The following is a 24,693-nucleotide window of genomic DNA, read 5'->3' as shown; positions in this document are numbered from 1 at the left end:
TGACTGTCCGGTCGCGCTGAAAACCGCGAGGCAGAAGAGTTTGAAACATTTTGGCGCAATTATTGCGTGCAGAATCCGGAACGCCCCGTTGGATTCTTTTTACGAGAAGGAACGCCAGACGGGACGGACTGAATCGCTTTCCTCGCAAAGGTAGTTTCAATGAGCAGTACCCAAAGCTCCAATGGCCTCGAACAGGGGCTCAAACCGCGTCATGTGACCATGCTGTCGATCGCCGGGGTGATCGGTGCAGGTCTGTTCGTAGGCTCCGGCCACGCCATCGCCGCCGCTGGTCCCGCTGTTCTGCTGGCGTACGCCGCTGCTGGCGCGCTGGTTGTGCTGGTGATGCGCATGCTCGGCGAAATGGCTGTTGCTTCGCCTGACACCGGCTCGTTCTCGACTTACGCCGACCGCGCCATCGGCCATTGGGCCGGTTTCACCATCGGCTGGCTGTACTGGTGGTTCTGGGTACTGGTGATCCCGCTGGAGGCCAACGCCGCCGCGACCATCCTGCACGCCTGGTTCCCGAGCGTGGAAATCTGGGCCTTCGCGCTGATCATCACCATGCTGCTGACGGTGACCAACCTGTTCAGCGTGAAAAACTACGGTGAGTTCGAATTCTGGTTCGCCCTGCTCAAAGTCGTGGCGATCATCGGTTTCATCATTCTCGGCATCGCGGCCATTTTCGGCTTCCTGCCGAATAGCCAGGTCAGCGGCGTTTCGCACATCTTCGACACCCAGGGCTTCCTGCCAAACGGCATGGGCGCAGTATTGGGCGCGATCCTGACCACCATGTTCTCCTTCATGGGTACAGAGATCGTGACCATCGCGGCCGCGGAATCGAAGAACCCTGGCAAGCAGATCTCCAAGGCCACCAACTCGGTGATCTGGCGGATCGGCCTGTTCTACCTCGTATCGATCTTCATCGTTGTGGCCCTGGTGCCATGGAACGACCCGGTTCTGGCGAGCCTCGGCTCCTACCAGACTGTGCTTGAGCGCATGGGCATCCCGAACGCCAAGATGATCGTCGACATCGTGGTACTGGTCGCGGTGACCAGCTGCCTGAACTCGGCGCTGTACACCTCTTCGCGCATGCTGTTCTCCCTCGGCAAGCGTGGCGATGCTCCTGCCATGGCAACCCGCACCAACAAAAGCGGCACCCCTTACTGGGCAGTGATGTTGTCCACTGGCGCGGCGTTCCTGTGCACCTTCGCCAACTACGTGGCCCCGGCTGCGGTGTTCGAGTTCCTGCTGGCCAGCTCCGGCGCCATTGCGCTGCTGGTGTACCTGGTGATCGCGATTTCGCAACTGCGCATGCGTAAACAACGCATGGCTCGCGGCGAAAAAATCGTCTTCAGCATGTGGCTGTTCCCGGGCCTGACCTACGCAGTGATCGCCTTCATCGTGGCAGCCCTGACCATCATGCTGTTCCAGGACGCCCATCGTGTGGAGATCCTCGCGACTGGTCTGCTGAGTCTGGTGGTTGTCGCCACCGGTCTGTTGGTGGCTCGCCGTCGCAAGACGGAAAAGCGTGGTGCGCCGGTTCTGAACTGATCCGTATCGCGTAATGCAAAACGGCCGCTGTCAGTGATGACAAGCGGCCGTTTTTGTTACTGAGCGGGGTTTATTCGCTCTTCTCTTCCGGTGCATCAACCGACTGACCGTAGCTATCCAGCGCAATCCCGAAGTCGGTGATGAACTGCGGTTCGCTCAGCCAGGCCTGGGCGGTCTCGCGGTCCATGCCGTCGGCCCACATGCGGTAGTCGATCAGCATGTCGGCGGCCAGGTGGGTGGCGGCCATGCCTTCGTTGTCGGCGTTTTCCATGTCCAGCAGTTCAGGATGATCAACGATGATGAACGCCAGCTCCCGCAGCAGCGTCAGCAGCATGTCGTTGCGGCTGACGGCTTCGGCGTCGCGCATCTTGCTGAACATCGCCAGGGTGTATTCCGGGATCGGCTCGGCCAGGTGACCGAGGTCATCGTCTTGGGCCAGAGGTTTGCGGCCGACCATGCGGATCTGCTTGGCTTTGGCCTTGGCGCGTTTGGCGCGTTTCTGCTGCTTGTTCAGGGATGCCATGGGAACTCAGTTTTTCTGTTGGGTTTGTGCGGCGATTGCGTCGGACGCGGCCACATAGTCTTTCTGGAAGGCAGGCGATTCGATCCACGCCAGGGCACCGGCCTCGTCGGTCTCGGTGGACCACTGGCGGTACTCGATCAGTGCGGCGAGGATGAAGTCCATCGCGCCTTCTTCGCCTTCCTGTTCGTACACCAGTTCCAGCAACGGGTCTTCGAGGAACGCAGCGCACATGGCCTGCTGGCTGATCTTCTCGGCGTCGATCATTTTCTTGAACAGCTCGGTCAGGTCCACCGATTCGAAATCGATGCGGTCGTCGTTCGGGTCCAGCTCGACCGGCGCTTCCGCACGTTTGGTGCGGTTCTGCTTGGCCTTGGTCTTGGCCCGGGCGGCACGTTTTTGCTGCTTGTTGGCAGAAGCCATGGTGTGTGTTCCGTGGTGCGTTAAGGGGCTTGGCTGCTCGGTACTTGCCGCCCCGGTGTGTCGGGGGCCAGTGCGCCGGTTTGCAGCCAGGTCAGAGCGATGGGCCATAGTGTGGCTTGGTATGCGCTGCGAAAAAAGGCGAAATGTCCGACTTCTTGTTCGCCGATGTCCTGGGGTTCGATTCGCAGGTGGGTTTTTTGGGCGTTGTGGAAGTAATTGAGCAGGCGTTCGGTTGCCGGAATGGTCCCGTAAGGATCGTCGCCGATACTGATTGCCAGGGTGTTTGCGTGGACATTGGAGAAGGGCAGGCGGCCGTTTTTCGCCAGCATCGCCCGACCGCTCGGACGCTGCTCATAACGTGCGCCAGGCGTGCTCCAGTCGCGCACTACGCCCGCGGGCGTGTCTTCCAGCCAGCCGAGGCGTTTGCCCGGAAAGTAGCCACAGAGCAGCGTGACCAGTGGCATCAGCAGATGCCATTTGCCGAACATCCGCCAGCGATGCTCGGGTGCGTAATCGCGCCAGTAAGCGAATTGCGCGCCGACCGTAACCAATCGTCGGATTACCTGCCCGGAGGCCCCCAGCCCCGCCGCACAACCACCGAAGCTGTGCCCGACCACATCGATCGGCTGACCGGGAAACTCCCTCTGAGCGCGTTTGAGCATCGTCTCGAAATCCAGCACGCCCCAATCCGTCCACGAAGCCTGCAAATGCCTCATCGACTTCGGGCGCGATTCACCAATGCCCCGGTAGTCATAAATGATCACGTCGAAACCGTTGGCAAACAGGTATGCCGCGAAGCGCGAATAGTGACGGCAGCGCACGGAAGTGGCGGCGTTGATGATCACCACCGGGCGCTGTGGGTCGGGCGAAGCGTGGCGCCAAGTGAAGCCGCCAAGACGATAGCCGTCGGCGGCGGGCTCCTGAAAGGGTGCGTCCTGAACATCGCTTGCGAGCGCGGTTCTGTTCCGGGCATCTTCCAGTGCGTGCGTCTCTTGAAAACCCATGGCTCTCGACCTTCGCGGAGTAGCTGCCAACGATAGTCTCAGGCGGCTCGGTGAACAATCCGTCGTCGGTTAATCATCCGGCTGATCAATCAAGCGTTCTTCCAGCAGCGTGTGTTCCCGGTTTAGCTCCGCTCGTAATTCCTCTTCGCTCGGCAGCACCAGTTTGTAGCTGCTGGCGAACAGTTGTTCATTGCCCTTGAGGATTGTGTAGCGCGCAACCGATTCATTTTGTTGTGCACAGAGAATGATCCCCACCGTAGGCCCGTCGCCCTCACTGCGTTTCAGGTCGTCGTACATGCGTATGTACATGTCCATCTGTCCCACGTCCCGAGCGCTGAGTTTGCCGCGCTTCAGATCCAGGATGACGAAGCATTTGAGCAGATAGTTGTAGAACACCAGGTCGATGTAAAAATCATCGTCTCCAGCGCTGATGCGTTGCTGACGGCCGACAAAAGCGAAGCCCTTGCCCAGTTCGAGGAGAAAACCCTGGAGCTGATCGATCAAGGCCTGTTCCAGTTCTGACTCCTGAAGCTTGCCCGGTGATGGCAGGCCGAGAAACTCCAGAAGGACGGGGTCGCGGATGAATTCCCGGGGATTGCTTTTCATCGCGGCAATGTTGGTCGCTGCCTCTGCATAGACGTCGGTTCTGTCTCGGCTCATCAACAGACGTTCGTAGTAGAGCGTGTTGATCTGGCGATCCAGGGCGCGGCTTGACCAGTTTTGCGTGGCGGCTTCGTTCATGTACCACTGGCGGGCTGATTCGCTTTCTATCCCCAATAGCTTGCGATAGTGGGTCCAGCTCAATTCGTGACGCAGTGCGTCACGAATTGGAAATGCCTGATAAAACAAACGCATGTAGCGAAGGTTTGAAGAATCGAAGCCTTTCCCAAAGTCCGCAGTCAGTTCTTTTGCCAACGTAGCCAGAAGTTGTTTTCCATACCCCGCCCGTCGGGCTCCCTGTTGTTCGAACTCGACAATATGTCGCCCGATCTGCCAGCAGGTCTGGACCTGAATCGTGTCGACCGTTCGCAGCACTTTCTGCCGCGCCTGGCGTATCAGGTCACCCAGATCGCCCAACAGCGAATCGAATTTTGGATCTTGCGTATCAGCAGGTTCAAGTTGGCTCATCAGGTCTTCCGGCTCAGGAGAAACAGAAGCAAGAGCATGCCAATAACTCACGGACTGGCGATGCCGGCCGTGTCTGGCTCAAACGAAGGAAGGGGGGACGGGGTTTGCAAGATACGACCGACGAAGATAGCGATTGAGGAATACAACGCGTAGTCCTTTTCGTACCCGCTCCAAGTTCCAATCAATCTAAAACCCGTCCCGCTCAGCAAAATCTAAACAGGAGTAACGATTGGGTTCTGCGAGAACCCGGGAGTACTCATCATGAAACGCGTCATTTCATTCATGCTGCCGGTCGCTGCAGTGGCTGTTCTGATGTTCCCGCTCATGGCGCAGGCGAGCAGCGCCGAGCCGATCGACAGTGCCGGTGTGCAAGTCCAACAACAACAGCAAAACGGTATCAATTACCTGTCCGGAGGGATTGGCCTGGACGAGTCGCGAGCCATTCAGCAAGCCGCCGGCTACAACCTGCACATGATCTTCTCCGTCGGCGCACAAAATCTGTACACCTCGGACGTCGACCTGGTTGTCCAGAAAGCGACAGGACAACCGGTGCTGAACCTGAGTCAGATCGGGCCGCTGGTCTATGCGCAACTGCCGCCAGGCAAATACACCGTGGTTGCCACGCGCAATGGTGAGGTGCGGCGGGACGTTGCCAATGTTGGCAGCGGCGGGGCAAGTAACCTGGTGTTCCATTGGGATTGGCATCAATAGCGTTGACCAGGACGGGGTTCGGGCTGAATCCCGTCCGTTACGATCACTTGCGTACCTTCAGGTGGATCCGTAACCCGAACAGCGCAACGCTCACCAGCAACAGGGGGACGAGGCTTTGCCACACGACTTCGAACCAGTACCTGCGCGGTTGCAGATTCCGGAGGTAGGTTGTGCGCGGGCCGCGATTGGTTGTGGTGATCGAGCCACTGATCAGGCTGTCGATGATCATGTAAATCGACGCGCCAATGGCGAACGTTATCAACAGCCCGACAAGAAGCGTCAGCCAGAACGAAGCCCGGCTCTGGCGATAGGGTGGTGGATGGGGCAGGGGGACGCGGGTTCTTTTCTGGTTCATCGACTGGATGACCCTCTTCCGTAAGGGCTGGGAAAAATATCGCGAATTCCGGCCTGCAAGAAGCGCGGGATCCAGTCTCCATCAAATCGCAGGCATAAAAAAACCCTGAATCTTGCGATTCAGGGTTTTCGGTATTTGGTGCCCAGAGACGGAATCGAACCGCCGACACGGGGATTTTCAATCCCCTGCTCTACCGACTGAGCTATCTGGGCAACGGGGCGCATTAAAAGGGTTTTTCGGATTTACGTCAAACACTTTTTTAAAATTTCTTAAATTAATTCCGTCGCTTACGATCCGACCCCCGATTTTCGGGGGTTATTCCGCTGGCGGCACGTAGCCTTCCGCCTGGGCGTATTCCTCGCCGGAGAAGTACTTGTCCATTTCGCCCTGCAGAAATTTGCGATCTTCGGCGTTCATCATGTTCAGGCGTTTTTCGTTGATCAGCAGGGTCTGGTGTTTCTGCCAGTCGGCCCAGGCCTTGGCCGAGACGTGTTCGAAGATGTCCTGGCCCTTGGCGCCCGGGTACGGTGGGCGCTCCAGACCTTCGAGTTGTTCTTTGTACTTGCGGCACATTACGGTGCGGGTCATGTCGACTCTCCTGCATTCAAGACGGCGGCCGCGCGTTCGAGCAAGGTTTTGACCGGGGCTGCGAGGCCCAGGCGCGGCGGGGTGGCGAGGTTATACCAGAGCCAGTCGGCCTCGGCCACGTGACCGCCGGCTTCCTGCACCTGAACCAGCCAGGGTTCGATGGACAGCTGGAAATGGCTGAAGGTGTGGACAAGGCTCGGCAGCGCCTGCTGCTCGCCGAGTTCCAGCGAGTGCTGCGCGGCGAGGTGTTGCAGGTCGTCGAGGTCGTCGAGTTCCGGCAGGCTCCACAAACCGCCCCACAATCCGCTGGAGGGGCGGCGATAAAGCAGAATCGCGCCCTCCTCGTTGGCCAGCAGCGGCATCAGCGTGCGTTTCTGCGGGATGGCTTTACGTGGCTTGGGAATCGGGTAGCGCGTCTCCAGGCCGAGCATATGCGCTTCGCAGCCCTTCTCCAGTGGACACAGCAGGCAGCTCGGTTTGCTGCGGGTGCACAGCGTGGCGCCCAGATCCATCATCGCCTGGGTGTAGGCGTTGACCCGATCCTGCGGCGTGAAGCGTTCTGCGTTGGCCCACAGCTGTTTGGCGACCTTTGGCTCGCCGGGGTAGCCCTCCTGCGCAGTAAAGCGCGCCAGCACCCGTTTGACGTTGCCGTCGAGGATCGGTGCGCGCAGGCCCATGCTGATACTGGCAATCGCGCCAGCGGTGGACAGGCCGATGCCCGGCAAATCCGTGAGCTTCTCGACATCACGGGGAAACTCGCCGCCGTACTGGCTGACGACGATCTTCGCGGTCTTCTGCAAATTGCGCGCGCGGGTGTAGTAACCCAGGCCCGTCCACAGGTGCAGCACTTCGTCCTCCGGCGCTTCGGCCAGGGCTTCGACCGTCGGCAATGCAGCCATGAACCGGTCGAAGTAGTTGAGTACGGTGCTGACCTGGGTTTGCTGCAACATGATCTCGGACACCCACACCCTGTATGGGTTGATGTTCTGTTGCCAAGGCAAATCATGGCGGCCGTGGCGGTCGAACCATTCCAGCACCGCCGTGGAAAACTGCTCCGCTCTCATCGCTTGAACAGCCCCTTCAATGCGTTTTTCAGTTCAGGGCTGACTTTGTCGCCCAGTTTCTCTTCGATTTTTTCGCTGAGTTTGTCGCCGGCCATTTTGGTCGCGACCTGGCCGAGCCGCTCGTTATCCACACGGCAAGCCTTGGCACCGAGCTCCAGCGGGCCACGGCAGCGCAGCGGCCACTCGATGCCGACGAATTTGTCGCCGACCTGACAGGCCGGGTCCGGCATGGCGCTGGTGTCGCCTTCGACGATGATGCCGACGCGATAGTCCATGCCCAGCACTTTCAGGTCGATGTCGCCGTCACCGTTGACGGTCATGCCCGGGATCCGCACTTTCAGGTCCGGGTTGCTGGCGACGCCGTTGCGGAAGGTCAGGTTGCCCTTGAGCTCCTGAAACGGCGTGTCCTTGCTGCGTGGCTCGCCGCTCAGGGATTTGCGGTTGAGCGTGGCGATGCCTTTGCACAGTTGCTGTTCAAGGTTGGCATTGAGCAGCACGCCGTTGTTGATCACGAAACTGGCGTTGCCGTTGAGGGTGTCGATCAGCGCCTGTTGGCTGTTGCCGCTACCGGTGACAGTGCTGGTGAGGTTCACCAGGCCTTTGACCGGTGGATTCTTGCCCTGGCTTTCGAGGATCTTCTCTACCGGCACCCGGTTGATCCGGGTTTGCAGATTCAGCACTGGCGCGGTCTGGCGTACATCCAGCGTGCCCTTGGCTTCGAAGTCGCCGTTGTACAGCTCGCCGCGCAGGTTCTCCAGGTTCAGCAGGCCGCCCTGGCCGGTGGCTTTCAGTGCGGCGTTCTGGATCGGCAACTTGTCGAGGGTCAACTGGCCGAAGGTCAGGTCGGCGTTCACGTCCAGTTTGCTCAGGCGCTCCACCGGAAACAGTCGCTCGGTGCTCCAGGCACTTTTGCTCGGTTTGTCCGGCAGCGGGGTGCTGCCGGCGCCGGCCATGGCATCGGCTTCGGTGCTGGCGACTTCGGTCTGACGTGCCTGGGTGGCGCTGGTGGCTTTTTCCGATTTTGGCGGCAGGTAGCGGTCGACGTTGAAAGTGTCGGCCTTGAGGATCGCCCGCAGCGATTGTTTGGCGAAGTCTTCGACGGCGATGCGACCGCTGAAGCTGCTGTCATCGAGTTTCAGATTGATGTTGTCCAGCGCCACGCTGGTCGGGGTGGCAGACACGCGGCTGACCAGCTCGACCTTGCTCAGGCTGCCTTCGGCCATCGCCGGCAGGGTCTGGCCGATGCTGTCGACGAATTTCGCCAGATCGAACTGGGCGATGGAAATCCCGCCGGTGATCTGCGGGGTCTTGTCGAGATCGTTGGCCTTCAGCTCACCCAAGGCACGCAACTGGTTGGCGGAGATCTTGATCCCGGTCCATTCGGCGACGTTCGCAGCCTTGTCCAGCAGCATCTGCCCCTGGGCGGAGAACGTCATGGCCTTGCCTTGCAGTGGATCGCCGGTCAGTTCGCCGGACAGCTTCAAGTCTTCGAACTTGTAGCGTTGCAGGGCGCGCTCGATGCGCAACTCGCCATTGAGCTCGGTGCGTACTCGCAACACGGGCTGATTGGTGCTGAGGAACGCCGTGGCTTTCAGCGGAATGTTGGTTGAATCGTGTACCGCGCCGGTGCTCAGCTGGATGCTTTCGGCACTGAACTGCTTGCCGGTCTGCTCGTCGTTGTATTCAACGCGGGCGTTGTTGACGGTCAGGCTGTCGATGTCGAGGCGGATCGGCTGCGGCGGTTTCTCCGGCTGGGCAGGCGTTTCGGCAACCGGCTCGCCAGCGGCAACCGGCGGAGTGCTTCCCGGCGCAGGCGCTGCGGCAGGCAGCTTGCCGATGTCTTCCCAGTTGCCGTGACCGTTCTTGTCACGGTTCAGGCGCAGGTTCAGGCCTTCGACACGCACATCGCTCATCTGCACTTCGCGGCGCAACAGTGGCAGCACGCGCACGGACAGGCCGAGCATCTGCAGATCGGCAAACGGTTCGGCGGGCTTGATCAGGGTGGCGACGCTGGCCTCGTGCAATTCCAGGCCGAGCCACGGGAACAGGCTCCAGCCGATATCGCCATTGAGCGTCAGCTCGATGTGGGCCTTGTCGCGGGCTATCTGGCGGATCTCGTCTTTGTAGTCGTTGGGATCGAAGAGGTGGGTCAGGGCGAAGCCCGCCGCCACAATGATCAGCAACAGCCCGAGAAGTACCAGACCCAGGATTTTGCCGAACGCTTTCATGGGCGAGTCCTTGTAGTTAGTCGAATTCGTAATTTAGCCGGGGAGTATAGCGCTGCATAACCCCGCGCTGGTGCGGCGTCCTGAGGAACCTGTTGATCCGCGACGTGCAGCGCTTCGACAACGGTCGGCAGGAGGGTTCCCCGGTCACAGGAGATCAGATGACTCAAAAAAGGTGATATCAGTTTGGTTTTTCTGTCACGTGCAGATGGTAACCTTCGCCCGTTCGTCCGCCCTTCTGCGACTTTTGGTCGCGCCTCAAGGAGCTTCACCCACCAACACGGTCATGCCTGCGTGCATAAAGGCCGGGGGTGACCAGTGGCTGGCGAACCATACTAATAATTGGGGGATACACAATGAGCACGAGCATTACGGCGGACGGCCTCAGCGCCGCCCAGCCTGCGTTCCTGTCCAAGGAACGCATCATCGCCAAGCCCGGTTTCAACCGCTGGCTGGTACCACCGGCCGCTCTGGCCATTCACCTGTGCATCGGCATGGCCTACGGTTTTTCCGTGTTCTGGCTGCCGTTGTCCAAGGCGCTGGGCATCACCGCTCCGGTGGCTTGCGCGCCGGACATGAGCTTCATCGCACAAGTCTTCTCGTCGCAATGCGACTGGCCGATCTCCATGCTCGGCTGGATCTACACCCTGTTCTTCATCTTCCTCGGCTGCTCGGCAGCGATCTGGGGTGGCTGGCTCGAACACGCCGGCCCGCGCAAGGCCGGTGTCGTCTCGGCACTGTGCTGGTGTGGCGGACTGCTGATCTCGGCGTTGGGTATTTATACCCACCAGATCTGGCTGATGTGGATCGGCTCCGGCGTGATCGGCGGTATCGGTCTGGGCCTGGGCTACATCTCGCCGGTGTCGACCTTGATCAAATGGTTCCCGGACAAGCGCGGCATGGCCACCGGCATGGCGATCATGGGCTTCGGTGGTGGCGCGATGGTCGGTGCGCCACTGGCGACCGCTCTGATGAGCCATTTCGCTTCGCCGGCTGGCGTGGGCGTGTGGCAGAGCTTTGTGGCCATGGCCGCGATCTACTTCGTGTTCATGATCGGTGGTGCGCTGTCGTACCGCGTCCCGCCGACCGGCTGGAAGCCTGAAGGCTGGACCGCGCCAGCGAAGAAAGCGTCGAATGCGATGATCACCCACCGTCACGTACACGTGAATGTGGCGTGGAAAACCCCGCAATTCCGTCTGGTGTGGCTGGTGCTGTGCCTGAACGTGTCCGCCGGTATCGGCATCCTCGGCATGGCTTCGCCACTGTTGCAGGAAGTGTTCGGCGGCAAGCTGCTGGGCAATGATCTGCCGTTCGGTCAGCTGGATGCCGGGCAACTGGCGTCGATCGCAGCGATTGCGGCCGGTTTCACTGGTCTGCTGAGCCTGTTCAACATCGGCGGCCGGTTCTTCTGGGCGTCGTTCTCGGACTACCTGGGTCGCAAGAACACCTACTTCGTGTTCTTCGCGCTGGGCTTTGCGCTGTACGCGCTGATTCCGAACCTCGGCCATCTGGGCAACGTTGCGCTGTTCGTGGCGGCGTTCTGCATCATCCTGTCGATGTACGGCGGTGGCTTCGCAACCGTTCCGGCCTATCTGGCCGACCTGTTCGGCACGCAGATGGTCGGTGCGATCCACGGTCGTCTGCTGACCGCCTGGGCTGCTGCTGGCGTGCTGGGTCCGGTGCTGGTGAACTACCTGCGTGAGTATCAACTGAGCATCGGCGTTGAACGCGCGGCGGCTTACGACATCACCCTGTACATCCTCGCCGGCCTGCTGGTGCTGGGTTTCCTGTGCAACCTGCTGGTACGTCCGGTGGCAGACAAGTACTTCATGACCGACGCCGAACTGGCTGCCGAGCAGGCGCTGGGCCACGACAAGGGTGCTGACAGCAGCACCGTGCTTGAGTGGAAAGCCGCGCCGGGCAGCAAGCCGTTGGCGGTTGCTGCGTGGCTGGCGGTCGGGATTCCGTTGGCGTGGGGTGTGTGGGTGACCCTGCAGAAGACGGCGGTGCTGTTCCACTAAGTAAAACGTCGTAACCCTGTGGGAGCGAGCCTGCTCGCGATGGCGGTCTGACAGTCGACAGTGATGTTGAATGTGCGGCTCTCATCGCGAGCAAGCTCGCTCCCACAGTTGTTTTGGGCTGTCCGAAATGGCTTGTATGGACATGTCTATCCCCGACAGTACGGGCTTCTATCCGTCTGCCATATCACGTCTCGTGTTTCTGTTTCGGCCCCGCGCCCCTATAATGGCTGCCTTTTTCGCCCAATGATTTTGCGGAGCTGGTGATGGCCGAACGTAAGGCGTCTGTCGAGCGCGACACTCTGGAAACCCAGATCAAAGCCTCGATCAACCTTGATGGCACCGGAAAGGCCCGATTCGATATCGGTGTTCCTTTTCTTGAGCACATGCTGGATCAGATCGCCCGTCACGGGTTGATCGACCTGGATATCCAATGCAAGGGCGATCTGCATATCGACGACCACCATACCGTGGAAGACGTCGGTATCACTCTCGGCCAGGCCTTCGCGCAAGCCATCGGCGACAAGAAAGGCATCCGTCGCTACGGCCATGCCTACGTGCCGCTCGATGAAGCGCTGTCGCGCGTAGTGATCGACTTCTCCGGCCGTCCGGGCCTGCAGATGCACGTGCCGTACACCCGCGCCACCGTCGGCGGCTTCGACGTCGACCTGTTCCAGGAATTCTTCCAGGGCTTCGTCAACCACGCGCTGGTCAGCCTGCACATCGACAACCTGCGTGGCACCAACACTCACCACCAGATCGAAACCGTGTTCAAGGCTTTCGGCCGCGCACTGCGCATGGCCGTCGAGCTGGACGACCGCATGGCCGGCCAGATGCCTTCGACCAAGGGCGTGCTGTAATGCAGACGGTTGCGGTAATCGACTACGGCATGGGCAACCTGCACTCGGTGGCCAAGGCCCTCGAGCACGTTGGCGCCGGCAAAGTGCTGATCACCAGCGATGCGGACGTGATCCGCGAAGCCGACCGCGTGGTGTTCCCCGGCGTCGGCGCGATTCGCGATTGCATGGCGGAGATCCGTCGCCTCGGTTTCGATTCGCTGGTACGTGAAGTCAGCCAGGATCGCCCGTTCCTCGGCATCTGCGTCGGCATGCAAGCCTTGCTCGACACCAGCGAAGAGAACGACGGCGTCGACTGCATCGGCCTGTTCCCGGGCGCGGTGAAGTTCTTCGGCAAAGACCTGCATGAAGACGGCGAGCACCTGAAAGTCCCGCACATGGGCTGGAACGAAGTGAAGCAGTCGGTGGATCACCCGCTGTGGCACAACATTCCGGACCTGGCGCGTTTCTACTTCGTGCACAGCTACTACATCGCCGCCGGTAACCCGCGGCAGGTGGTCGGCAGCGGTCATTACGGTGTCGATTTCGCCGCGGCGCTGGCCGAAGGTTCGCGTTTCGCCGTGCAGTTCCACCCGGAGAAGAGCCATACCCATGGCCTGCAATTGCTGCAGAACTTCGCTGCGTGGGATGGTCGCTGGTAAATGGCCGTCAAGAAATCCAAGCCGCCGATCCTGACCCTCACGCCCGAGCAGGAAAGCGACGCCAATCGCAAGATCCAGCGGTTCATGGAGGATCGTTTCGAACTGGACCTGGGTTCGTTCGAGGCGGCGGAAATTCTTGAGCTGTTTACCCGCGAAATTGCTCCGCACTATTACAACAGGGCGATTTTCGATGTGCAGACCCACCTCAAGGAGCGGTTTGAAAGCATCGAAAGCGACCTGTGGGCGCTCGAGAAAAACTGATTTCCGAGCCAAGCTGAACATTCAAATTTGAAGGTTTGCCAGATGCTGATTATTCCCGCTATCGATCTCAAAGACGGTGCCTGCGTACGTCTGCGCCAGGGCCGCATGGAAGATTCCACGGTGTTCTCCGATGACCCGGTGAGCATGGCTGCCAAGTGGGTGGAGGGCGGTTGCCGTCGTCTGCATCTGGTCGACCTGAACGGCGCTTTCGAAGGCCAACCGGTCAACGGCGAAGTGGTGACCGCCATCGCCAAGCGCTACCCGACCCTGCCGATCCAGATCGGCGGCGGCATCCGTTCGCTGGAAACCATCGAACACTACGTCAAGGCCGGCGTGAGCTACGTGATCATCGGCACCAAAGCGGTGAAGGATCCGGCGTTCGTCGCGGAAGCCTGCCGTGCGTTCCCGGGCAAGATCATCGTCGGTCTGGATGCCAAAGACGGTTTTGTCGCCACCGATGGCTGGGCTGAAATCAGCACCGTGCAGGTCATCGACCTGGCCAAACAGTTTGAAGCCGACGGCGTGTCCTCGATCGTTTATACCGACATCGCCAAAGACGGCATGATGCAGGGCTGCAACGTACCGTTCACCGCTGCGCTGGCTGCTGCCACCAAGATCCCGGTGATCGCGTCCGGCGGCATTCACAACCTGGGTGACATCAAGTCGCTGCTCGACGCCAAGGCGCCAGGCATCATCGGCGCCATCACCGGCCGGGCGATCTACGAAGGCACTCTCGACGTCGCCGAAGCGCAAGCTTTCTGCGACTCGTACCAAGGCTGAGGACTGACCATGGCGCTGGCCAAACGCATCATCCCTTGCCTGGACGTGGACAACGGCCGGGTCGTCAAAGGTGTGAAGTTCGAGAACATCCGTGACGCCGGCGACCCGGTGGAAATCGCCCGTCGCTACGACGAGCAGGGTGCCGACGAGATTACCTTTCTCGACATCACCGCCAGTGTCGATGGTCGTGACACCACGCTGCATACCGTCGAGCGCATGGCCAGCCAGGTGTTCATTCCGCTGACCGTCGGCGGCGGCGTGCGGACCGTGCAGGACATTCGCAATCTGCTCAATGCCGGTGCGGACAAGGTGTCGATCAACACCGCTGCCGTGTTCAACCCGGAATTCGTCGGCGAAGCGGCGCAGCATTTCGGCTCGCAATGCATCGTCGTCGCCATCGACGCGAAGAAGGTCTCGGGCCCGGGCGAAACCCCGCGCTGGGAAATCTTCACCCACGGCGGTCGCAAGCCGACCGGTCTCGACGCGGTCGAGTGGGCGAAGAAAATGGAAGGCCTGGGTGCCGGTGAAATCCTCCTGACCAGCATGGATCAGGACGGCATGAAAAACGGTTTCGACCTGGGTGTGACCCGCGCCATCAGCGATGCGCTGGGGATCCCGGTGATCGCTTCCGGTGGCGTCGGCAACCTGCAGCATCTGGCCGATGGCATCCTCGAAGGCCACGCCAGCGCCGTACTGGCGGCAAGTATTTTCCACTTCGGCGAATACACCGTTCAAGAAGCCAAGGCTTATATGGCGCACCGCGGCATCGTAATGCGTTAAACATCCATACAGGCCAGTGGACAGCATGGCGTACCCAAGGCACTCTTGGGCACGCCATGGATTTCGGTAGCCCGACATGATCAAACGCCTGCTTCTCGCTCTCGCCAGTGCCTCCGTGTTGTTGATCAACACTGGCCACGCCGAAGAAAGTCCCGACACCGATCTGGTGCTCCTCACCGAAAACTTCCCGCCGTACAACATGGCGAAGAACGGCAAGAATTTCGCTCAAGACGAAAACATCAACGGCATCGCCACAGACATTGTGCGCGAGATGTTCAAGCGTGCCGGCATCACTTACAGCCTGACCCTGCGCTTCCCGTGGGAACGGGTCTACAAGCTGGCGCTGGAGAACCCCGGTTACGGTGCTTTCGTCATGGCACGCCTGCCGGATCGCGAGACGCTGTTCAAGTGGGTCGGCCCCATCGGCCCGGATGACTGGGTCATGCTGGCCAAAGCCGACAGCAAGATCACCCTCGAAACCCTGAACGATGCGCGCAAGTACAAGATCGGCGCTTACAAAGGCGATGCGATTGCAGAGACCCTGGCCAAGCAGGGCCTGAAACCGGTGGTGGTGTTGCGCGATCAGGACAACGCCAAAAAGCTCGTCAGCGGTCAGATCGACCTGTGGGCTACCGGCGATCCCGCCGGCCGTTATCTGGCGCGGCAGGATGGCGTGACCGGGTTGAAAACCGTGCTTCGCTTCAACAGCGCCGAACTGTATCTGGCGCTGAACAAGGACGTGCCGGACGAAGCCGTCGCCAAACTTCAGGCAGCGCTTGATCAGATGCGCAAGGACGGCGTGGTCGACGAGATCATGGGGCGGTATCTGTAACTGTCGCTGATTCTTTCGTTGATTGCGGATCTGCCACGGGCTCCGCAGCCGGCAGCTTTTCAGGTTCCTTCTCTGGCTCGATGGCAGTCGGTTTCTCAAGTTCTTTCTTCGTATCCTTTGACGGTTCCGGCTCGGCCGGGTAGTCAGTCAGATGCAGGCTATTCATATCGGTATAGCTGAGATGGCCTTCCACTTGTGAACCGTCTTCGCGCAGCAATCGGTAGTCGCTCTGCATAAGATAAATCGCTGCGAACCGGTTTTTCGCAACCAGCGCAATAACTTCTGCCTGTTCGGAGTTCACCCATTCATAGGGTGCCGATTCGGTGTTGCAGAAACTGTCGCCCAACCTGGCTGAGCAGGTGATGGCCGACTCAGGCGCAGACAATGCCGACGGCCATTGGCTGCCGATGTCGATTCCGGTTTTGCGCGTGAACGTGCGCACCATTTCGAAGGATTGGGCTCGGCCGGCTCTCCACCTGAAAGGGCGATGCATGTCTGTGCTGTTCTGGTCTTGGCCGACGAGCAAGTAGCGATCAGTTCTTTCCATACGATAAAACGGTGAAGTGCGTAGCTGTACAAGGCTTGTCATCGCCGGGTCGCTGACCGTGAACCACGGCAATCGGACGACCTGTGTAATCTTGGGTGGCGTCAGGATGGCGGAGGCATCATGCCCGGTCAGTACAGGGGCCGCCGGAGGCGTATCGACCTGAAGCGCAATAGGCATCCGTAAGGCATAGGCCGTGATGGATGCAGCAGGTTTGCTGTAGCCGTTGGCACCGATAAACGTGCCGGGTGCAAAGAATATCTCCCCGGCAGGTGCGGTCGGAGGCTTGACGCTCCAGGTGCTGAAATCGCGGTCGGCTCCGCTACCCTTGTCGCTCCAGATCAGTGCGTTGGCGCTTGCGGCGACCACCAGATCTGCACGTACACAACGAACGGCGTTGAAGGACGGCTTGTTGCGGTCGTTGGAACATACCATTCCGAGTGCCACATAGCCTTCGGGAGGAATCGGCCGCCATACGGAGCAGTCACCGTTGGCGCGCGAACCTGAATCGCTCCATACCCGTTGGTAATCATCAGGCCTGCTCAGTGCCGGTCCCTTGCCGGCTTCGGCATTCTGCGGATCGCCCTCGCGGACAACCGCCATCACCTGCCTGTCGTTGATATTGTCCCGTCCGGAGACAACGAGATCGCCCAGCGGAAAATAGCCGGGCAGCAGGTCGGGAGCCGGTGTCGGGCGCCAGAAGCTGCCGGGTTTTGAATTCGAGCCTGTGTTGTCCCAGATCCGGTGAAACTCGGTGGTGAAATTGATCAGCAGGTTTTCAACTGCAATGGGCTCCATCTGCCGAACAGATGAGTTGAGAGAAGTTTGGGTGTTCATGATTGATCCCGAATAAAGAAAGCGGCTTGGTGTCGCCGCGACGGGTCTCAATATCCGGGTATGGAGGGGGCTGGCTGCGGTATCTATCTATAGCTTCGTGACAGCTTGTTACCGGTAGACGCCGTCTTTGCCATGAGCGGCCGTGGCGCGATTGCTGCGCACACTGATCATCTGCTTGATGTCGATCCACTCGATGCCTTGAGCTTTCAACTTCGGCAGTTCCCGTTCCAGCACCGCCAGGGTCTGTGGATAAGGATGGCCGATCATCACTGCTGAACCCTGTTTGCGCGCCAGGTTGATTGCCGTCTGCAACTGGGTGTAGATCGCCGCTTCGGTGCGCTCGTCATCGAGAAATACATCCCGCGAAACACTTGCCAGATCGATCTTCTGTGCCTGTTGAGCAGCGACGGTCTGGGCGCTGGTGCGGCTGTCGACGAAGAACTTGTGACGGCGCTGCAACTCACCCATCAACCACGCCATCGCCACCGGTTGAGCCGTCATTCGGCTGCCCATGTGGTTGTTGATGCCGGCGGTGTAGGGGACCATTTTGAACGCGGCGTTCAGCCGTTTCTCAAGCTCTTCGATGGGCAGTTCGGGATGCCAGGCAAACGGCCCGGTGGCCGGGTCCATCGGCATGTGCAGGATCACGATCTTGCCGGCGCGATGGGCTTCGCGGGCAAATTCGGTGGCGTGCGGGGTGTCGGGCATGATTGCCGTGGTGACCGGCCCGGGGAGGGCCAGCACGCGGCGATCCCGGGGCAGGTTCTGCCCCAGGTCGTCGATGATCAGTGTCAGGTAGGCTTTTTGTGGTGTCGGTCTGGCAGGCTCTGCGTGAGCAGCACCCGCCAGACAGCACAGCAGGACAAAGACAAAACGCAAAGACATCCTCAACGGCCGGACGTGATGCTCAGGCCTTTGAGCAGGCTCAGGGCCTGGGCCAACTGGTAATCGTCATCCTGCGGCATGGCTTTCGGTTTCGCGCCGGAGCCGGTCGGTTTGTCTGCGCCGCCGTTGCCGTTGCCCAGGTGACCCTGCAGGTCGGCTTCCTTGAAGTATTCGCCGTCCGCTTCGTTGGTGATCTTGGCCTTGCGTACTTCGATGTCCGGGACGATGCCCTGGGCCTGGATCGAGCGGCCGTTCGGCGTGAAGTACAGCGCGGTGGTGATTTTCAACGCACGGTCGTTGTTCAGCGGCAGCACGGTTTGCACCGAGCCTTTGCCGAAACTGGTGGTGCCCATGACCACAGCGCGTTTCTGGTCTTGCAGGGCGCCGGCGACGATTTCCGAGGCCGAGGCACTGCCACCGTTGATCAGCACAACCATTGGCACGGCTTCGCTTTCGTCCTTGCCGGTGGCGGAGAAGCGCAGTTCGGAGTTGGCGATCCGGCCCTTGGTGTAGACGATCAGGCCTTTGGTGATGAAGTGGTCGACCACTTCCACCGCTGCCTGCAGCACGCCGCCCGGGTTGTTGCGCAGGTCGAGGATGATGCCGTTGAGCTTCTTGCCGTTGTCCTTGCGCAGCTTGGCCAGGGCCTTGGAGACTTCCTCGCCGGTCTTGACCTGGAACTGGGTGATGCGGATCAGGCCGTAACCCGATTCCAGCAGTTGCGCCTTGACGCTCTTCACCTGGATCACCGCACGGGCCAGGGTCACGTCGAACGGCGTACCGCCGTCGCGCACCAGGGTCAGGGTGATTTTCTGGCCGATCTTGCCGCGCATCTTGTCCACGGCTTCGGTCATGGTCTGGCCACGAGTCGGCGCGCCGTTGATCTTGACGATAAAGTCACCGGCCTGGATGCCGGCCTTCGACGCTGGCGTATCGTCGATTGGCGACACAACCTTGATGAAACCGTCTTCCGAGCCGACTTCGATGCCCAGGCCGCCGAACTCACCGCTGGTGCTTTCCTGCAGCTCGGTGAAATCTTCCGGGCCGAGGTAGGCCGAGTGCGGGTCGAGGTTGCTGAGCATGCCCTTGATGGCGTTTTCCAGCAGGGTCTTGTCGTCCACCGGTTCGACATAGGCGGCCTTGATCCGGTCCATGACCTCGGCAAAGGTGCGCAACTCTTCCAGCGGCAACGGGGCCTTGGAAGTCGCGGCAGTGCCTGCCGGAGCGACAGCCGGAGCCGGTTGAGCGGCGAACGCCAGAGGCGCGCCGATCACCAGGGCGATCGTCAGGGCCAGCGAGGTAAGACGGGACAAATGCAGCATGTCGAACGAACTCCTAAAGTTGGTGACTCAACGCCTATCCTTGCGCGCGGCACCATTGCGCCGGATCACTCGGGTGACCCTGCTGACGAATTGCGAAATACAGCGCTGGTGTGTCCTGCCCGCCACTGCTACCGACAGTGGAGATGGACTCACCGGCTTTTACCACGTCACCAGCCGACTTCAGCAGCGTCTGGTTATGACCGTAAAGGCTCAGAAAACCGTTGCCGTGATCAAGGATCACCAGCAGCCCGGCACCGCGCAACCAGTCGGCAAACACCACGCGCCCGCCGTGTACGGCGTGAACCTGGCTGCCGGCGGAGGCGCTGATCATCACGCCATCCCACTTGGTGCGGGCATCGTCGCCACGGGTTTCACCGAAGCGTGCCAGCAGTCGACCATCAACCGGCCATGGAAGTTTTCCCCGGGTGGCGGCAAAAGGGCCGCCGAACGTCTCGCCGCTGCTGGAAACCAGCGCGCCAGGTGTGGGGCTGGCTTGTTTTCGCGGGGCGTCGCTGGTGTCCGACTCCGCATCGGCGCGGGCCTGGGCCTCACGCAAACGCTTTTTTTCGGCTTCCTGCTGGGCGATGAGCGCTTTCTGCCGCGCTTCTTCTGCCTCACGGGCCTGGCGGGCCAGGGTTTCTTCAATGGTTTTAAGGACTTTAGACAGGTCTGCCTGATCCTGCTCGCGGGAGGCCAGTTTCTGATCGCGCGCCTTCACGTCGTCGTTGAGCTTGGCCAGCACCTGCTGGCGCTCCTTGCGGACCTTGTCGAGTGCGTCGCGCTGGGTGTCGAGGTCGCTCTTCTGCACCAGCAACTGGGCTTGCTGGGCGGAGATGTCTTTTTCGACATTGGCCAGTTGGCGCAGGGTTTCGTTGAAATTCTTCAGCTGCTCCAGGCGGGCCTGGCTCAGGTAGTCGTAATAGGTGAGGGTGCGGGCGAATTTCTCGGGATTCTGCTGGTTGAGCAGCAGCTTGAGGTATTCCTGCCGACCGTTCTGGTAGGCCGCGCGGGCCTGGATGGCGATCAGTCGTTGCTGTTCAGTGCGCGCGCTCTGGAGTTTTTTTTTCTCCGCATCGAGCCGCTGCAGCTCGGACTCGCTCTTTTTCAGCTCTTTTTGCAGGGCGTCGACCTGTTTTTCGAGATTGCCCATCTCGGTTTCAGTGCCCTTGAGCTCTTTCTGAACGCCGGATTTTTCTTCCTGGAGCTTGCCCAGCAGCTTTTTCAGCTCGGCGATATCCTGACGCGTGGCGTCCAACTGTTGTTGGGTTTGCGCGCGCTCGTCAGCGAAGGCCGGTTGGAGCAGGCATGTCAGAGCGAGGGCGATCAGGACGCGAAGCATAGAGGCGGGCGGCACCAGGGTAAGGGACGGCCTAGTATGCCCGCCCCACGCGGCAAAAAAAACGCCTCAAAGCCAACTGCTTTGAGGCGTTCGTCATAAAAAGCCGTTTCAGGCTGATTACAGGGCGTTTTTGATATCAGACCAGAATCGAAGTGCCAGTCATTTCCGCTGGTTTTTCCAGCCCCAGCAGTTTGAGCATGGTCGGCGCCACGTCCGCCAGCACGCCGCCTTCGCGCACCTTGAGGTCGCGTTTGCCGACATAGATGAACGGCACCGGCTCGGTGGTGTGCGCGGTGTGCGCCTGGCCGGTGGCTTCGTCGGCCATTTGTTCGACGTTACCGTGGTCGGCGGTGATCAGCGCTTCGCCGCCGACCTTTTCCAGCGCTTCGACGATGCGGCCTACGCAGGTGTCCAGGCATTCCACGGCTTTCACAGCGGCGTCGAACACGCCGCTGTGGCCGACCATGTCGCCGTTGGCGTAGTTGACCACGATCACGTCGTAGCGCTGATTCTCGATGGCATCGACGATGCGGTCGGTGACTTCCGGTGCGCTCATTTCCGGCTGAAGGTCATAAGTGGCGACTTTCGGCGACGGGATCAGGATGCGCTCTTCGCCCGGGAACGGTTCTTCGCGACCGCCGGAGAAGAAGAAGGTCACGTGGGCGTACTTTTCGGTTTCGGCGATGCGCAGTTGGGTCTTGCCGTTCTTCGCCAGGTAGTCGCCAAGCACGTTTTCCAGGCTGCCCGGCGCAAAGGCTGCGGGGGCCGGGATGCTGGCGGCGTATTGGGTCAGGCCCACGTACTGCACTTTTGGCTGGCGTGCGCGCTCGAATTCCTTGAAACCGTCTTCGACAAACACGCGGCTCAGTTCGCGGGCACGGTCGGCGCGGAAGTTCATGAACACCACGGCGTCGCCGTCTTCGACTTTCACTGGCTCACCGATGCTGGTGGCCTTGACGAATTCGTCGCTCTCGCCACGGGCGTAAGCGGCTTCCAGGCCTTCCTGAGCGGTGGCGGCATTGAATTCGCCCTTGCCGTCGACGATCAGGTTGTAGGCCTGGAAAACGCGATCCCAGCGGTTGTCGCGGTCCATGGCGAAGTAGCGGCCGATGATGCTGGCGATGCGGCCCTTACCCAGTGCCTGGAAGGTCGCGTCGAGCAGCTCGATCGACGACGCGGCGCTTTTCGGCGGCGTGTCACGGCCATCGAGGAAGGCGTGCAGGTAGAATTTTTCGGCGCCACGCTTGAAGGCCAGTTCGGCCATGGCGATCAGATGATCCTGGTGACTGTGAACGCCGCCGTCCGACAGCAGACCCATGAAATGCACGGCCTTGCCGGCGGCCACGGCTTTGTCCACGGCGGCGCAGATGGTTGGGTTCTCGAAGAACTCGCCGTCGCGGATCGCTTTGGTCACGCGCGTGAAGTCCTGATACACCACGCGGCCGGCGCCGAGGTTCATGTGGCCGACTTCGGAGTTGCCCATCTGGCCGTCCGGCAGGCCGACGTCCATGCCGCTGCCCGAGATCAGGCCGTTCGGCACGGTGGCCCACAGGCGATCCAGCACGGGCTTTTTGGCCGCGAAGACGGCGTTGGATTCGGGGCTGTCGCTGTGACCGAAGCCGTCGAGAATCATCAGGACCAAAGGTTTAGGCGTGGTAGTCATGGAATCCACTCGTGGCTAATAAAGAAGAGGGCGATGGAAAAGGGAGTTGGAGTTTAAAGCGAAGTTCCGACCGCGTCACCGCCGGACGGGGTTTGGCCGACCATAGTGGCTGTGTATACTGGCCGACATTTTAACGCCCTGGAACCTCCTTCGATGGTTGCTCACCTGATTGAATTTGCCACTAACCACTACATTCTTGTCGGTATCTTCGTCGTACTGCTGGCATTGCTGCTGGCGCACACAGTGCAGGGCGGCGGCAAAAGCCTGAGCACGGGCGAGCTGACCGCACTGGTCAACAAGGAAGCCGGCGTGGTGGTGGACATCCGTCCGAGCAAGGATTACGCCGCCGGTCACATCGTTGGCGCGGTGAACATTCCCCAGGACAAACTGGCCGCCCGCATCGGCGAGCTGGAAAAACACAAGGCCAAGACCATCATTCTGGTCGACGCCCTGGGCCAGACGGCCGGCACCCACGCCCGCGAGCTGATGAAATCCGGCTTCACCGCCGCCAAGCTGTCCGGCGGGATTTCCAGCTGGAAAGGCGACAACCTGCCGCTGGTGAAGTGACATGAGCGAAGTCATCGTCTACTCCAGCGATTACTGCCCTTACTGCTCGCGCGCCAAGTACCTGCTCGCGAACAAAGGCGTGGCCTTCGAAGAGATCAAGGTCGATGGCAAGCCGCAAGTGCGCGCCGCCATGGCCCAGAAGGCCGGACGCACGTCCGTGCCGCAGATCTGGATCGGCGACACCCACGTCGGCGGATGTGACGATTTGTTTGCCCTGGAGCGCGCCGGCAAGCTCGACGCGCTGCTCAAGGCCTGAACTGCTGCACCTGCAAACCAAGAACCCTAAAAGACCCAAGATCAGAAAGGATCTGAGATGACTGACCAACAGAACACTGCAGCCAGCGAAGAAGAAACCGCACCGCAATTCTCCTTGCAGCGCATCTACGTACGCGACCTGTCCTTCGAAGCCCCGAAAAGCCCGGCGATCTTCCGCCAGCAGTGGGACCCGGCGGTCGGTCTGGATCTGAACACCCGTCAGAAGGCGCTGGAAGGCGATTTCTACGAAGTCGTGCTGACCCTGTCCGTGACCGTGAAAAACGGTGAAGAAGTTGCCTTCATCGCTGAAGTGCAACAGGCCGGTATCTTCCTGATCAAGAACCTGGACGCGGCTTCGATGAGCCACACCCTGGGTGCGTTCTGCCCGAACATCCTGTTCCCGTACGCTCGCGAAACCCTGGACAGCCTGGTGACCCGTGGTTCGTTCCCGGCCCTGATGCTGGCCCCGGTGAACTTCGACGCCCTGTACGCGCAAGAGCTGCAGCGCATGCAGGAAGCCGGCGAGACCCCGACCGTTCAGTAAGCGGTCGATGCGACAACGAAAAAAGCGCCGTTACAGGCGCTTTTTTCTTGGGCGATCGTATGGCGTTACTTGAAGTCGTTCTGCCGCCACGCTTCGTACACGGCCACTGCCACGGTGTTCGACAGGTTCAGGCTGCGGCAACCTTCACGCATTGGCAGGCGCAGGCGCTGTTCGGCGGGCAGGGCATCCAGCACTTCCGGCGGCAGGCCACGGCTTTCCGGGCCGAAGATGAAGGCATCGCCGGGGACGAACGCCGCATCGTGAAATGGTCGCGAACCTTTGGTGGTGAAGGCGAACAACCGAGGGTTACCGAGGCTTTCCAGGCAACTGGCCAGGTCGGCATGGCGCTGCAGAGTGGCATACTCGTGGTAGTCGAGACCGGCGCGACGCAGGCGCTTGTCGTCCATCTCGAAGCCCAGCGGTTCGATCAAATGCAGGTGGCAGCCGCTGTTGGCGCACAGCCTGATAACGTTACCGGTGTTCGGTGGAATTTCCGGTTGAAAAAGGATGACGTGAAACATGCACGGCTCCGAAGGTAAAGATGACGCGCATTCTACGCCGCAAGCCGACCCGCGTTCGAAACTATTCCCGCGGGTGATGGCTTCACTGGCGATCGTCGGTGTGATGGTCGGGATGATGATCGGCCGTTTGACCACGCCTGACCCGAGCGTTATGCAGCAGGTCGAGGTGGTCGATGGCGGTCTGGCGGTCTGGTTCAACAACGAGCCGAAGCTGCACGGCGAGATCGTCGATGGCAGCGTTGCGCTGTTGTTCGAGGCCGAAGGCAAGGCGCAGAAGGGCCAGCTCAAGCTCAACGGCAAGGACGTGAACTGGCGGACGCGATTGAGTGATGGGGGATTGTTGCTGACGCTGGTAGCAGCGCGGCCGCTGCAAGGGGAGTGGGCCGGCAGCAAGGTCGATGACCGCTGGCGGCTGGAGATCCATCTCCGGGAGCAATAAAAGAGGGAATCCCCGGCCTGCCTGTACCAAGGTTCCCGA

At 60.5% G+C, this 24,693-nt stretch carries 27 protein-coding genes and 1 tRNA gene; 13 read left to right on the top strand and 15 right to left on the bottom strand.

What is annotated here, in order from left to right:
* The first annotated feature begins 159 nt into the window (after positions 1-159).
* Positions 160-1,551, top strand: a complete 1,392-nt coding sequence (gene gabP / locus AC07N4_RS20745) for a GABA permease (protein WP_493065874.1) — start codon at positions 160-162, stop codon at positions 1,549-1,551.
* A 70-nt stretch (positions 1,552-1,621) separates the two neighbouring features.
* Here the strand turns inward: gabP and AC07N4_RS20740 are convergent, their stop codons facing one another.
* The 4 genes from AC07N4_RS20740 to AC07N4_RS20725 all read right to left on the bottom strand — a co-directional run bounded on the left by AC07N4_RS20740 (position 1,622) and on the right by AC07N4_RS20725 (position 4,626).
* Positions 1,622-2,074, bottom strand: a complete 453-nt coding sequence (locus AC07N4_RS20740; protein ID WP_096821941.1) for a hypothetical protein — start codon at positions 2,072-2,074, stop codon at positions 1,622-1,624.
* Positions 2,075-2,080: 6 nt separating this feature from the next.
* On the bottom strand, positions 2,081-2,494 hold the full coding sequence (locus tag AC07N4_RS20735) for a hypothetical protein (protein WP_096821942.1): 414 nt from the start codon (positions 2,492-2,494) through the stop codon (positions 2,081-2,083).
* A gap of 20 nt (positions 2,495-2,514) precedes the next feature.
* Positions 2,515-3,498 (bottom strand): alpha/beta hydrolase family protein, encoded by a 984-nt coding sequence (locus tag AC07N4_RS20730; RefSeq protein ID WP_493065873.1) that lies wholly within the window; start codon positions 3,496-3,498, stop codon positions 2,515-2,517.
* Positions 3,499-3,567: 69 nt separating this feature from the next.
* On the bottom strand, positions 3,568-4,626 hold the full coding sequence (locus AC07N4_RS20725; RefSeq protein ID WP_102620622.1) for a PDDEXK nuclease domain-containing protein: 1,059 nt from the start codon (positions 4,624-4,626) through the stop codon (positions 3,568-3,570).
* 261 nt (positions 4,627-4,887) lie between these two features.
* Between AC07N4_RS20725 and AC07N4_RS20720 the strand changes: the two genes are divergently transcribed.
* The gene (locus AC07N4_RS20720) at positions 4,888-5,337 is read left to right on the top strand and encodes a carboxypeptidase regulatory-like domain-containing protein (RefSeq protein WP_493065872.1); all 450 of its coding nucleotides are present in this window, start codon (positions 4,888-4,890) and stop codon (positions 5,335-5,337) included.
* Positions 5,338-5,380: 43 nt separating this feature from the next.
* On the opposite strand, the gene AC07N4_RS20715 is transcribed toward AC07N4_RS20720, so the two are convergent.
* The 5 genes from AC07N4_RS20715 to AC07N4_RS20695 all read right to left on the bottom strand — a co-directional run bounded on the left by AC07N4_RS20715 (position 5,381) and on the right by AC07N4_RS20695 (position 9,572).
* Entirely contained in the window at positions 5,381-5,692 is a 312-nt protein-coding gene (locus tag AC07N4_RS20715) for a hypothetical protein (RefSeq protein WP_493065871.1), read from the bottom strand.
* Positions 5,693-5,828: 136 nt separating this feature from the next.
* Positions 5,829-5,904: transfer RNA gene (locus AC07N4_RS20710), tRNA-Phe, on the bottom strand.
* A gap of 103 nt (positions 5,905-6,007) precedes the next feature.
* Positions 6,008-6,280: an oxidative damage protection protein gene (locus AC07N4_RS20705; RefSeq protein ID WP_007952551.1), complete on the bottom strand. Its 273-nt coding sequence runs from the start codon at positions 6,278-6,280 to the stop codon at positions 6,008-6,010.
* Positions 6,277-7,344 (bottom strand): A/G-specific adenine glycosylase, encoded by a 1,068-nt coding sequence (gene mutY, locus AC07N4_RS20700; protein ID WP_102620624.1) that lies wholly within the window; start codon positions 7,342-7,344, stop codon positions 6,277-6,279. The genes AC07N4_RS20705 and mutY overlap by 4 nt, the downstream gene beginning before the upstream one ends.
* Positions 7,341-9,572: an AsmA family protein gene (locus AC07N4_RS20695; RefSeq protein WP_493065870.1), complete on the bottom strand. Its 2,232-nt coding sequence runs from the start codon at positions 9,570-9,572 to the stop codon at positions 7,341-7,343. The genes mutY and AC07N4_RS20695 overlap by 4 nt, the downstream gene beginning before the upstream one ends.
* Positions 9,573-9,925: 353 nt before the next feature.
* On the opposite strand from AC07N4_RS20695, the gene AC07N4_RS20690 reads away from it, so the two are divergent.
* From AC07N4_RS20690 to AC07N4_RS20660, 7 genes are all read left to right on the top strand, one after another.
* Positions 9,926-11,590, top strand: coding sequence for an OFA family MFS transporter (locus tag AC07N4_RS20690; RefSeq protein WP_096821954.1), 1,665 nt, complete (start codon positions 9,926-9,928; stop codon positions 11,588-11,590).
* 263 nt (positions 11,591-11,853) lie between these two features.
* On the top strand, positions 11,854-12,447 hold the full coding sequence (gene hisB / locus AC07N4_RS20685; protein WP_085712764.1) for an imidazoleglycerol-phosphate dehydratase HisB: 594 nt from the start codon (positions 11,854-11,856) through the stop codon (positions 12,445-12,447).
* On the top strand, positions 12,447-13,085 hold the full coding sequence (hisH, locus tag AC07N4_RS20680) for an imidazole glycerol phosphate synthase subunit HisH (protein WP_085712765.1): 639 nt from the start codon (positions 12,447-12,449) through the stop codon (positions 13,083-13,085). The genes hisB and hisH overlap by 1 nt, the downstream gene beginning before the upstream one ends.
* The gene (locus AC07N4_RS20675) at positions 13,086-13,346 is read left to right on the top strand and encodes a DUF2164 domain-containing protein (RefSeq protein ID WP_096821955.1); all 261 of its coding nucleotides are present in this window, start codon (positions 13,086-13,088) and stop codon (positions 13,344-13,346) included.
* A gap of 42 nt (positions 13,347-13,388) precedes the next feature.
* Positions 13,389-14,126 (top strand): 1-(5-phosphoribosyl)-5-[(5-phosphoribosylamino)methylideneamino]imidazole-4-carboxamide isomerase, encoded by a 738-nt coding sequence (gene hisA / locus AC07N4_RS20670; protein ID WP_003220753.1) that lies wholly within the window; start codon positions 13,389-13,391, stop codon positions 14,124-14,126.
* A gap of 9 nt (positions 14,127-14,135) precedes the next feature.
* The gene (gene hisF / locus AC07N4_RS20665) at positions 14,136-14,906 is read left to right on the top strand and encodes an imidazole glycerol phosphate synthase subunit HisF (protein ID WP_007897430.1); all 771 of its coding nucleotides are present in this window, start codon (positions 14,136-14,138) and stop codon (positions 14,904-14,906) included.
* Positions 14,907-14,982: 76 nt separating this feature from the next.
* Positions 14,983-15,738 carry a substrate-binding periplasmic protein gene (locus AC07N4_RS20660; RefSeq protein WP_096821956.1) on the top strand — a complete coding sequence of 252 codons (756 nt, stop codon included), beginning with the start codon at positions 14,983-14,985 and terminating at the stop codon, positions 15,736-15,738.
* Here AC07N4_RS20660 and AC07N4_RS20655 read toward each other — a convergent pair.
* From AC07N4_RS20655 to gpmI, 5 genes are all read right to left on the bottom strand, one after another.
* On the bottom strand, positions 15,719-17,119 hold the full coding sequence (locus AC07N4_RS20655; protein ID WP_493065869.1) for a Vps62-related protein: 1,401 nt from the start codon (positions 17,117-17,119) through the stop codon (positions 15,719-15,721). The two genes, AC07N4_RS20660 and AC07N4_RS20655, sit on opposite strands and share 20 nt — an antisense overlap.
* 108 nt (positions 17,120-17,227) lie before the next feature.
* Positions 17,228-18,004 (bottom strand): divergent polysaccharide deacetylase family protein, encoded by a 777-nt coding sequence (locus tag AC07N4_RS20650; RefSeq protein WP_102622640.1) that lies wholly within the window; start codon positions 18,002-18,004, stop codon positions 17,228-17,230.
* A 2-nt stretch (positions 18,005-18,006) separates the two neighbouring features.
* Positions 18,007-19,326, bottom strand: a complete 1,320-nt coding sequence (locus AC07N4_RS20645; RefSeq protein ID WP_096821959.1) for a S41 family peptidase — start codon at positions 19,324-19,326, stop codon at positions 18,007-18,009.
* Between the two features lie 34 nt (positions 19,327-19,360).
* On the bottom strand, positions 19,361-20,665 hold the full coding sequence (locus AC07N4_RS20640; RefSeq protein ID WP_493065868.1) for a murein hydrolase activator EnvC family protein: 1,305 nt from the start codon (positions 20,663-20,665) through the stop codon (positions 19,361-19,363).
* A 136-nt stretch (positions 20,666-20,801) separates the two neighbouring features.
* Positions 20,802-22,328 (bottom strand): 2,3-bisphosphoglycerate-independent phosphoglycerate mutase, encoded by a 1,527-nt coding sequence (gene gpmI / locus AC07N4_RS20635; protein ID WP_493065867.1) that lies wholly within the window; start codon positions 22,326-22,328, stop codon positions 20,802-20,804.
* Positions 22,329-22,481: 153 nt separating this feature from the next.
* Here gpmI and AC07N4_RS20630 point away from each other — a divergent pair, with 153 nt between their 5' ends.
* The 3 genes from AC07N4_RS20630 to secB are packed head-to-tail and all read left to right on the top strand — an operon-like array spanning position 22,482 to position 23,694.
* Positions 22,482-22,895 carry a rhodanese-like domain-containing protein gene (locus AC07N4_RS20630; protein ID WP_096821962.1) on the top strand — a complete coding sequence of 138 codons (414 nt, stop codon included), beginning with the start codon at positions 22,482-22,484 and terminating at the stop codon, positions 22,893-22,895.
* Position 22,896: 1 nt separating this feature from the next.
* Entirely contained in the window at positions 22,897-23,151 is a 255-nt protein-coding gene (grxC, locus tag AC07N4_RS20625) for a glutaredoxin 3 (protein WP_096821963.1), read from the top strand.
* Positions 23,152-23,208: 57 nt separating this feature from the next.
* Complete coding sequence (gene secB / locus AC07N4_RS20620; protein WP_085733279.1) at positions 23,209-23,694, top strand: protein-export chaperone SecB; 486 nt, start codon at positions 23,209-23,211, stop codon at positions 23,692-23,694.
* A 65-nt stretch (positions 23,695-23,759) separates the two neighbouring features.
* Here secB and AC07N4_RS20615 read toward each other — a convergent pair whose 3' ends face one another.
* Positions 23,760-24,215, bottom strand: a complete 456-nt coding sequence (locus AC07N4_RS20615; RefSeq protein ID WP_003220777.1) for a tRNA (cytidine(34)-2'-O)-methyltransferase — start codon at positions 24,213-24,215, stop codon at positions 23,760-23,762.
* Between AC07N4_RS20615 and AC07N4_RS20610 the strand changes: the two genes are divergently transcribed.
* On the top strand, positions 24,214-24,654 hold the full coding sequence (locus tag AC07N4_RS20610) for a hypothetical protein (protein ID WP_493065866.1): 441 nt from the start codon (positions 24,214-24,216) through the stop codon (positions 24,652-24,654). The genes AC07N4_RS20615 and AC07N4_RS20610 overlap by 2 nt on opposite strands.
* Positions 24,655-24,693 lie beyond the last annotated feature (39 nt).

Source organism: Pseudomonas sp. GW821-FHT09E04, assembly GCF_059416185.1.
Note: the sequence above shows the minus strand (reverse complement) of the source record. Positions and strands in the feature narration are given on the sequence as shown.

Coding starts and splice junctions, on each gene's coding strand:
- AC07N4_RS20610 (WP_493065866.1), top strand. CDS start 24,214: ATGCACGGCTCCGAAGGTAAAGATGACGCGCATTCTACGCCGCAAGCC.
- gpmI (WP_493065867.1), bottom strand. CDS start 22,328: ATGACTACCACGCCTAAACCTTTGGTCCTGATGATTCTCGACGGCTTC.
- AC07N4_RS20690 (WP_096821954.1), top strand. CDS start 9,926: ATGAGCACGAGCATTACGGCGGACGGCCTCAGCGCCGCCCAGCCTGCG.
- hisA (WP_003220753.1), top strand. CDS start 13,389: ATGCTGATTATTCCCGCTATCGATCTCAAAGACGGTGCCTGCGTACGT.
- AC07N4_RS20730 (WP_493065873.1), bottom strand. CDS start 3,498: ATGGGTTTTCAAGAGACGCACGCACTGGAAGATGCCCGGAACAGAACC.
- AC07N4_RS20695 (WP_493065870.1), bottom strand. CDS start 9,572: ATGAAAGCGTTCGGCAAAATCCTGGGTCTGGTACTTCTCGGGCTGTTG.
- AC07N4_RS20650 (WP_102622640.1), bottom strand. CDS start 18,004: ATGTCTTTGCGTTTTGTCTTTGTCCTGCTGTGCTGTCTGGCGGGTGCT.
- hisF (WP_007897430.1), top strand. CDS start 14,136: ATGGCGCTGGCCAAACGCATCATCCCTTGCCTGGACGTGGACAACGGC.
- gabP (WP_493065874.1), top strand. CDS start 160: ATGAGCAGTACCCAAAGCTCCAATGGCCTCGAACAGGGGCTCAAACCG.
- AC07N4_RS20720 (WP_493065872.1), top strand. CDS start 4,888: ATGAAACGCGTCATTTCATTCATGCTGCCGGTCGCTGCAGTGGCTGTT.
- AC07N4_RS20725 (WP_102620622.1), bottom strand. CDS start 4,626: ATGAGCCAACTTGAACCTGCTGATACGCAAGATCCAAAATTCGATTCG.
- AC07N4_RS20630 (WP_096821962.1), top strand. CDS start 22,482: ATGGTTGCTCACCTGATTGAATTTGCCACTAACCACTACATTCTTGTC.
- AC07N4_RS20675 (WP_096821955.1), top strand. CDS start 13,086: ATGGCCGTCAAGAAATCCAAGCCGCCGATCCTGACCCTCACGCCCGAG.
- AC07N4_RS20740 (WP_096821941.1), bottom strand. CDS start 2,074: ATGGCATCCCTGAACAAGCAGCAGAAACGCGCCAAACGCGCCAAGGCC.
- AC07N4_RS20660 (WP_096821956.1), top strand. CDS start 14,983: ATGATCAAACGCCTGCTTCTCGCTCTCGCCAGTGCCTCCGTGTTGTTG.
- mutY (WP_102620624.1), bottom strand. CDS start 7,344: ATGAGAGCGGAGCAGTTTTCCACGGCGGTGCTGGAATGGTTCGACCGC.
- AC07N4_RS20655 (WP_493065869.1), bottom strand. CDS start 17,119: ATGAACACCCAAACTTCTCTCAACTCATCTGTTCGGCAGATGGAGCCC.
- hisH (WP_085712765.1), top strand. CDS start 12,447: ATGCAGACGGTTGCGGTAATCGACTACGGCATGGGCAACCTGCACTCG.
- AC07N4_RS20645 (WP_096821959.1), bottom strand. CDS start 19,326: ATGCTGCATTTGTCCCGTCTTACCTCGCTGGCCCTGACGATCGCCCTG.
- hisB (WP_085712764.1), top strand. CDS start 11,854: ATGGCCGAACGTAAGGCGTCTGTCGAGCGCGACACTCTGGAAACCCAG.
- grxC (WP_096821963.1), top strand. CDS start 22,897: ATGAGCGAAGTCATCGTCTACTCCAGCGATTACTGCCCTTACTGCTCG.
- AC07N4_RS20705 (WP_007952551.1), bottom strand. CDS start 6,280: ATGACCCGCACCGTAATGTGCCGCAAGTACAAAGAACAACTCGAAGGT.
- AC07N4_RS20715 (WP_493065871.1), bottom strand. CDS start 5,692: ATGAACCAGAAAAGAACCCGCGTCCCCCTGCCCCATCCACCACCCTAT.
- secB (WP_085733279.1), top strand. CDS start 23,209: ATGACTGACCAACAGAACACTGCAGCCAGCGAAGAAGAAACCGCACCG.
- AC07N4_RS20640 (WP_493065868.1), bottom strand. CDS start 20,665: ATGCTTCGCGTCCTGATCGCCCTCGCTCTGACATGCCTGCTCCAACCG.
- AC07N4_RS20615 (WP_003220777.1), bottom strand. CDS start 24,215: ATGTTTCACGTCATCCTTTTTCAACCGGAAATTCCACCGAACACCGGT.
- AC07N4_RS20735 (WP_096821942.1), bottom strand. CDS start 2,494: ATGGCTTCTGCCAACAAGCAGCAAAAACGTGCCGCCCGGGCCAAGACC.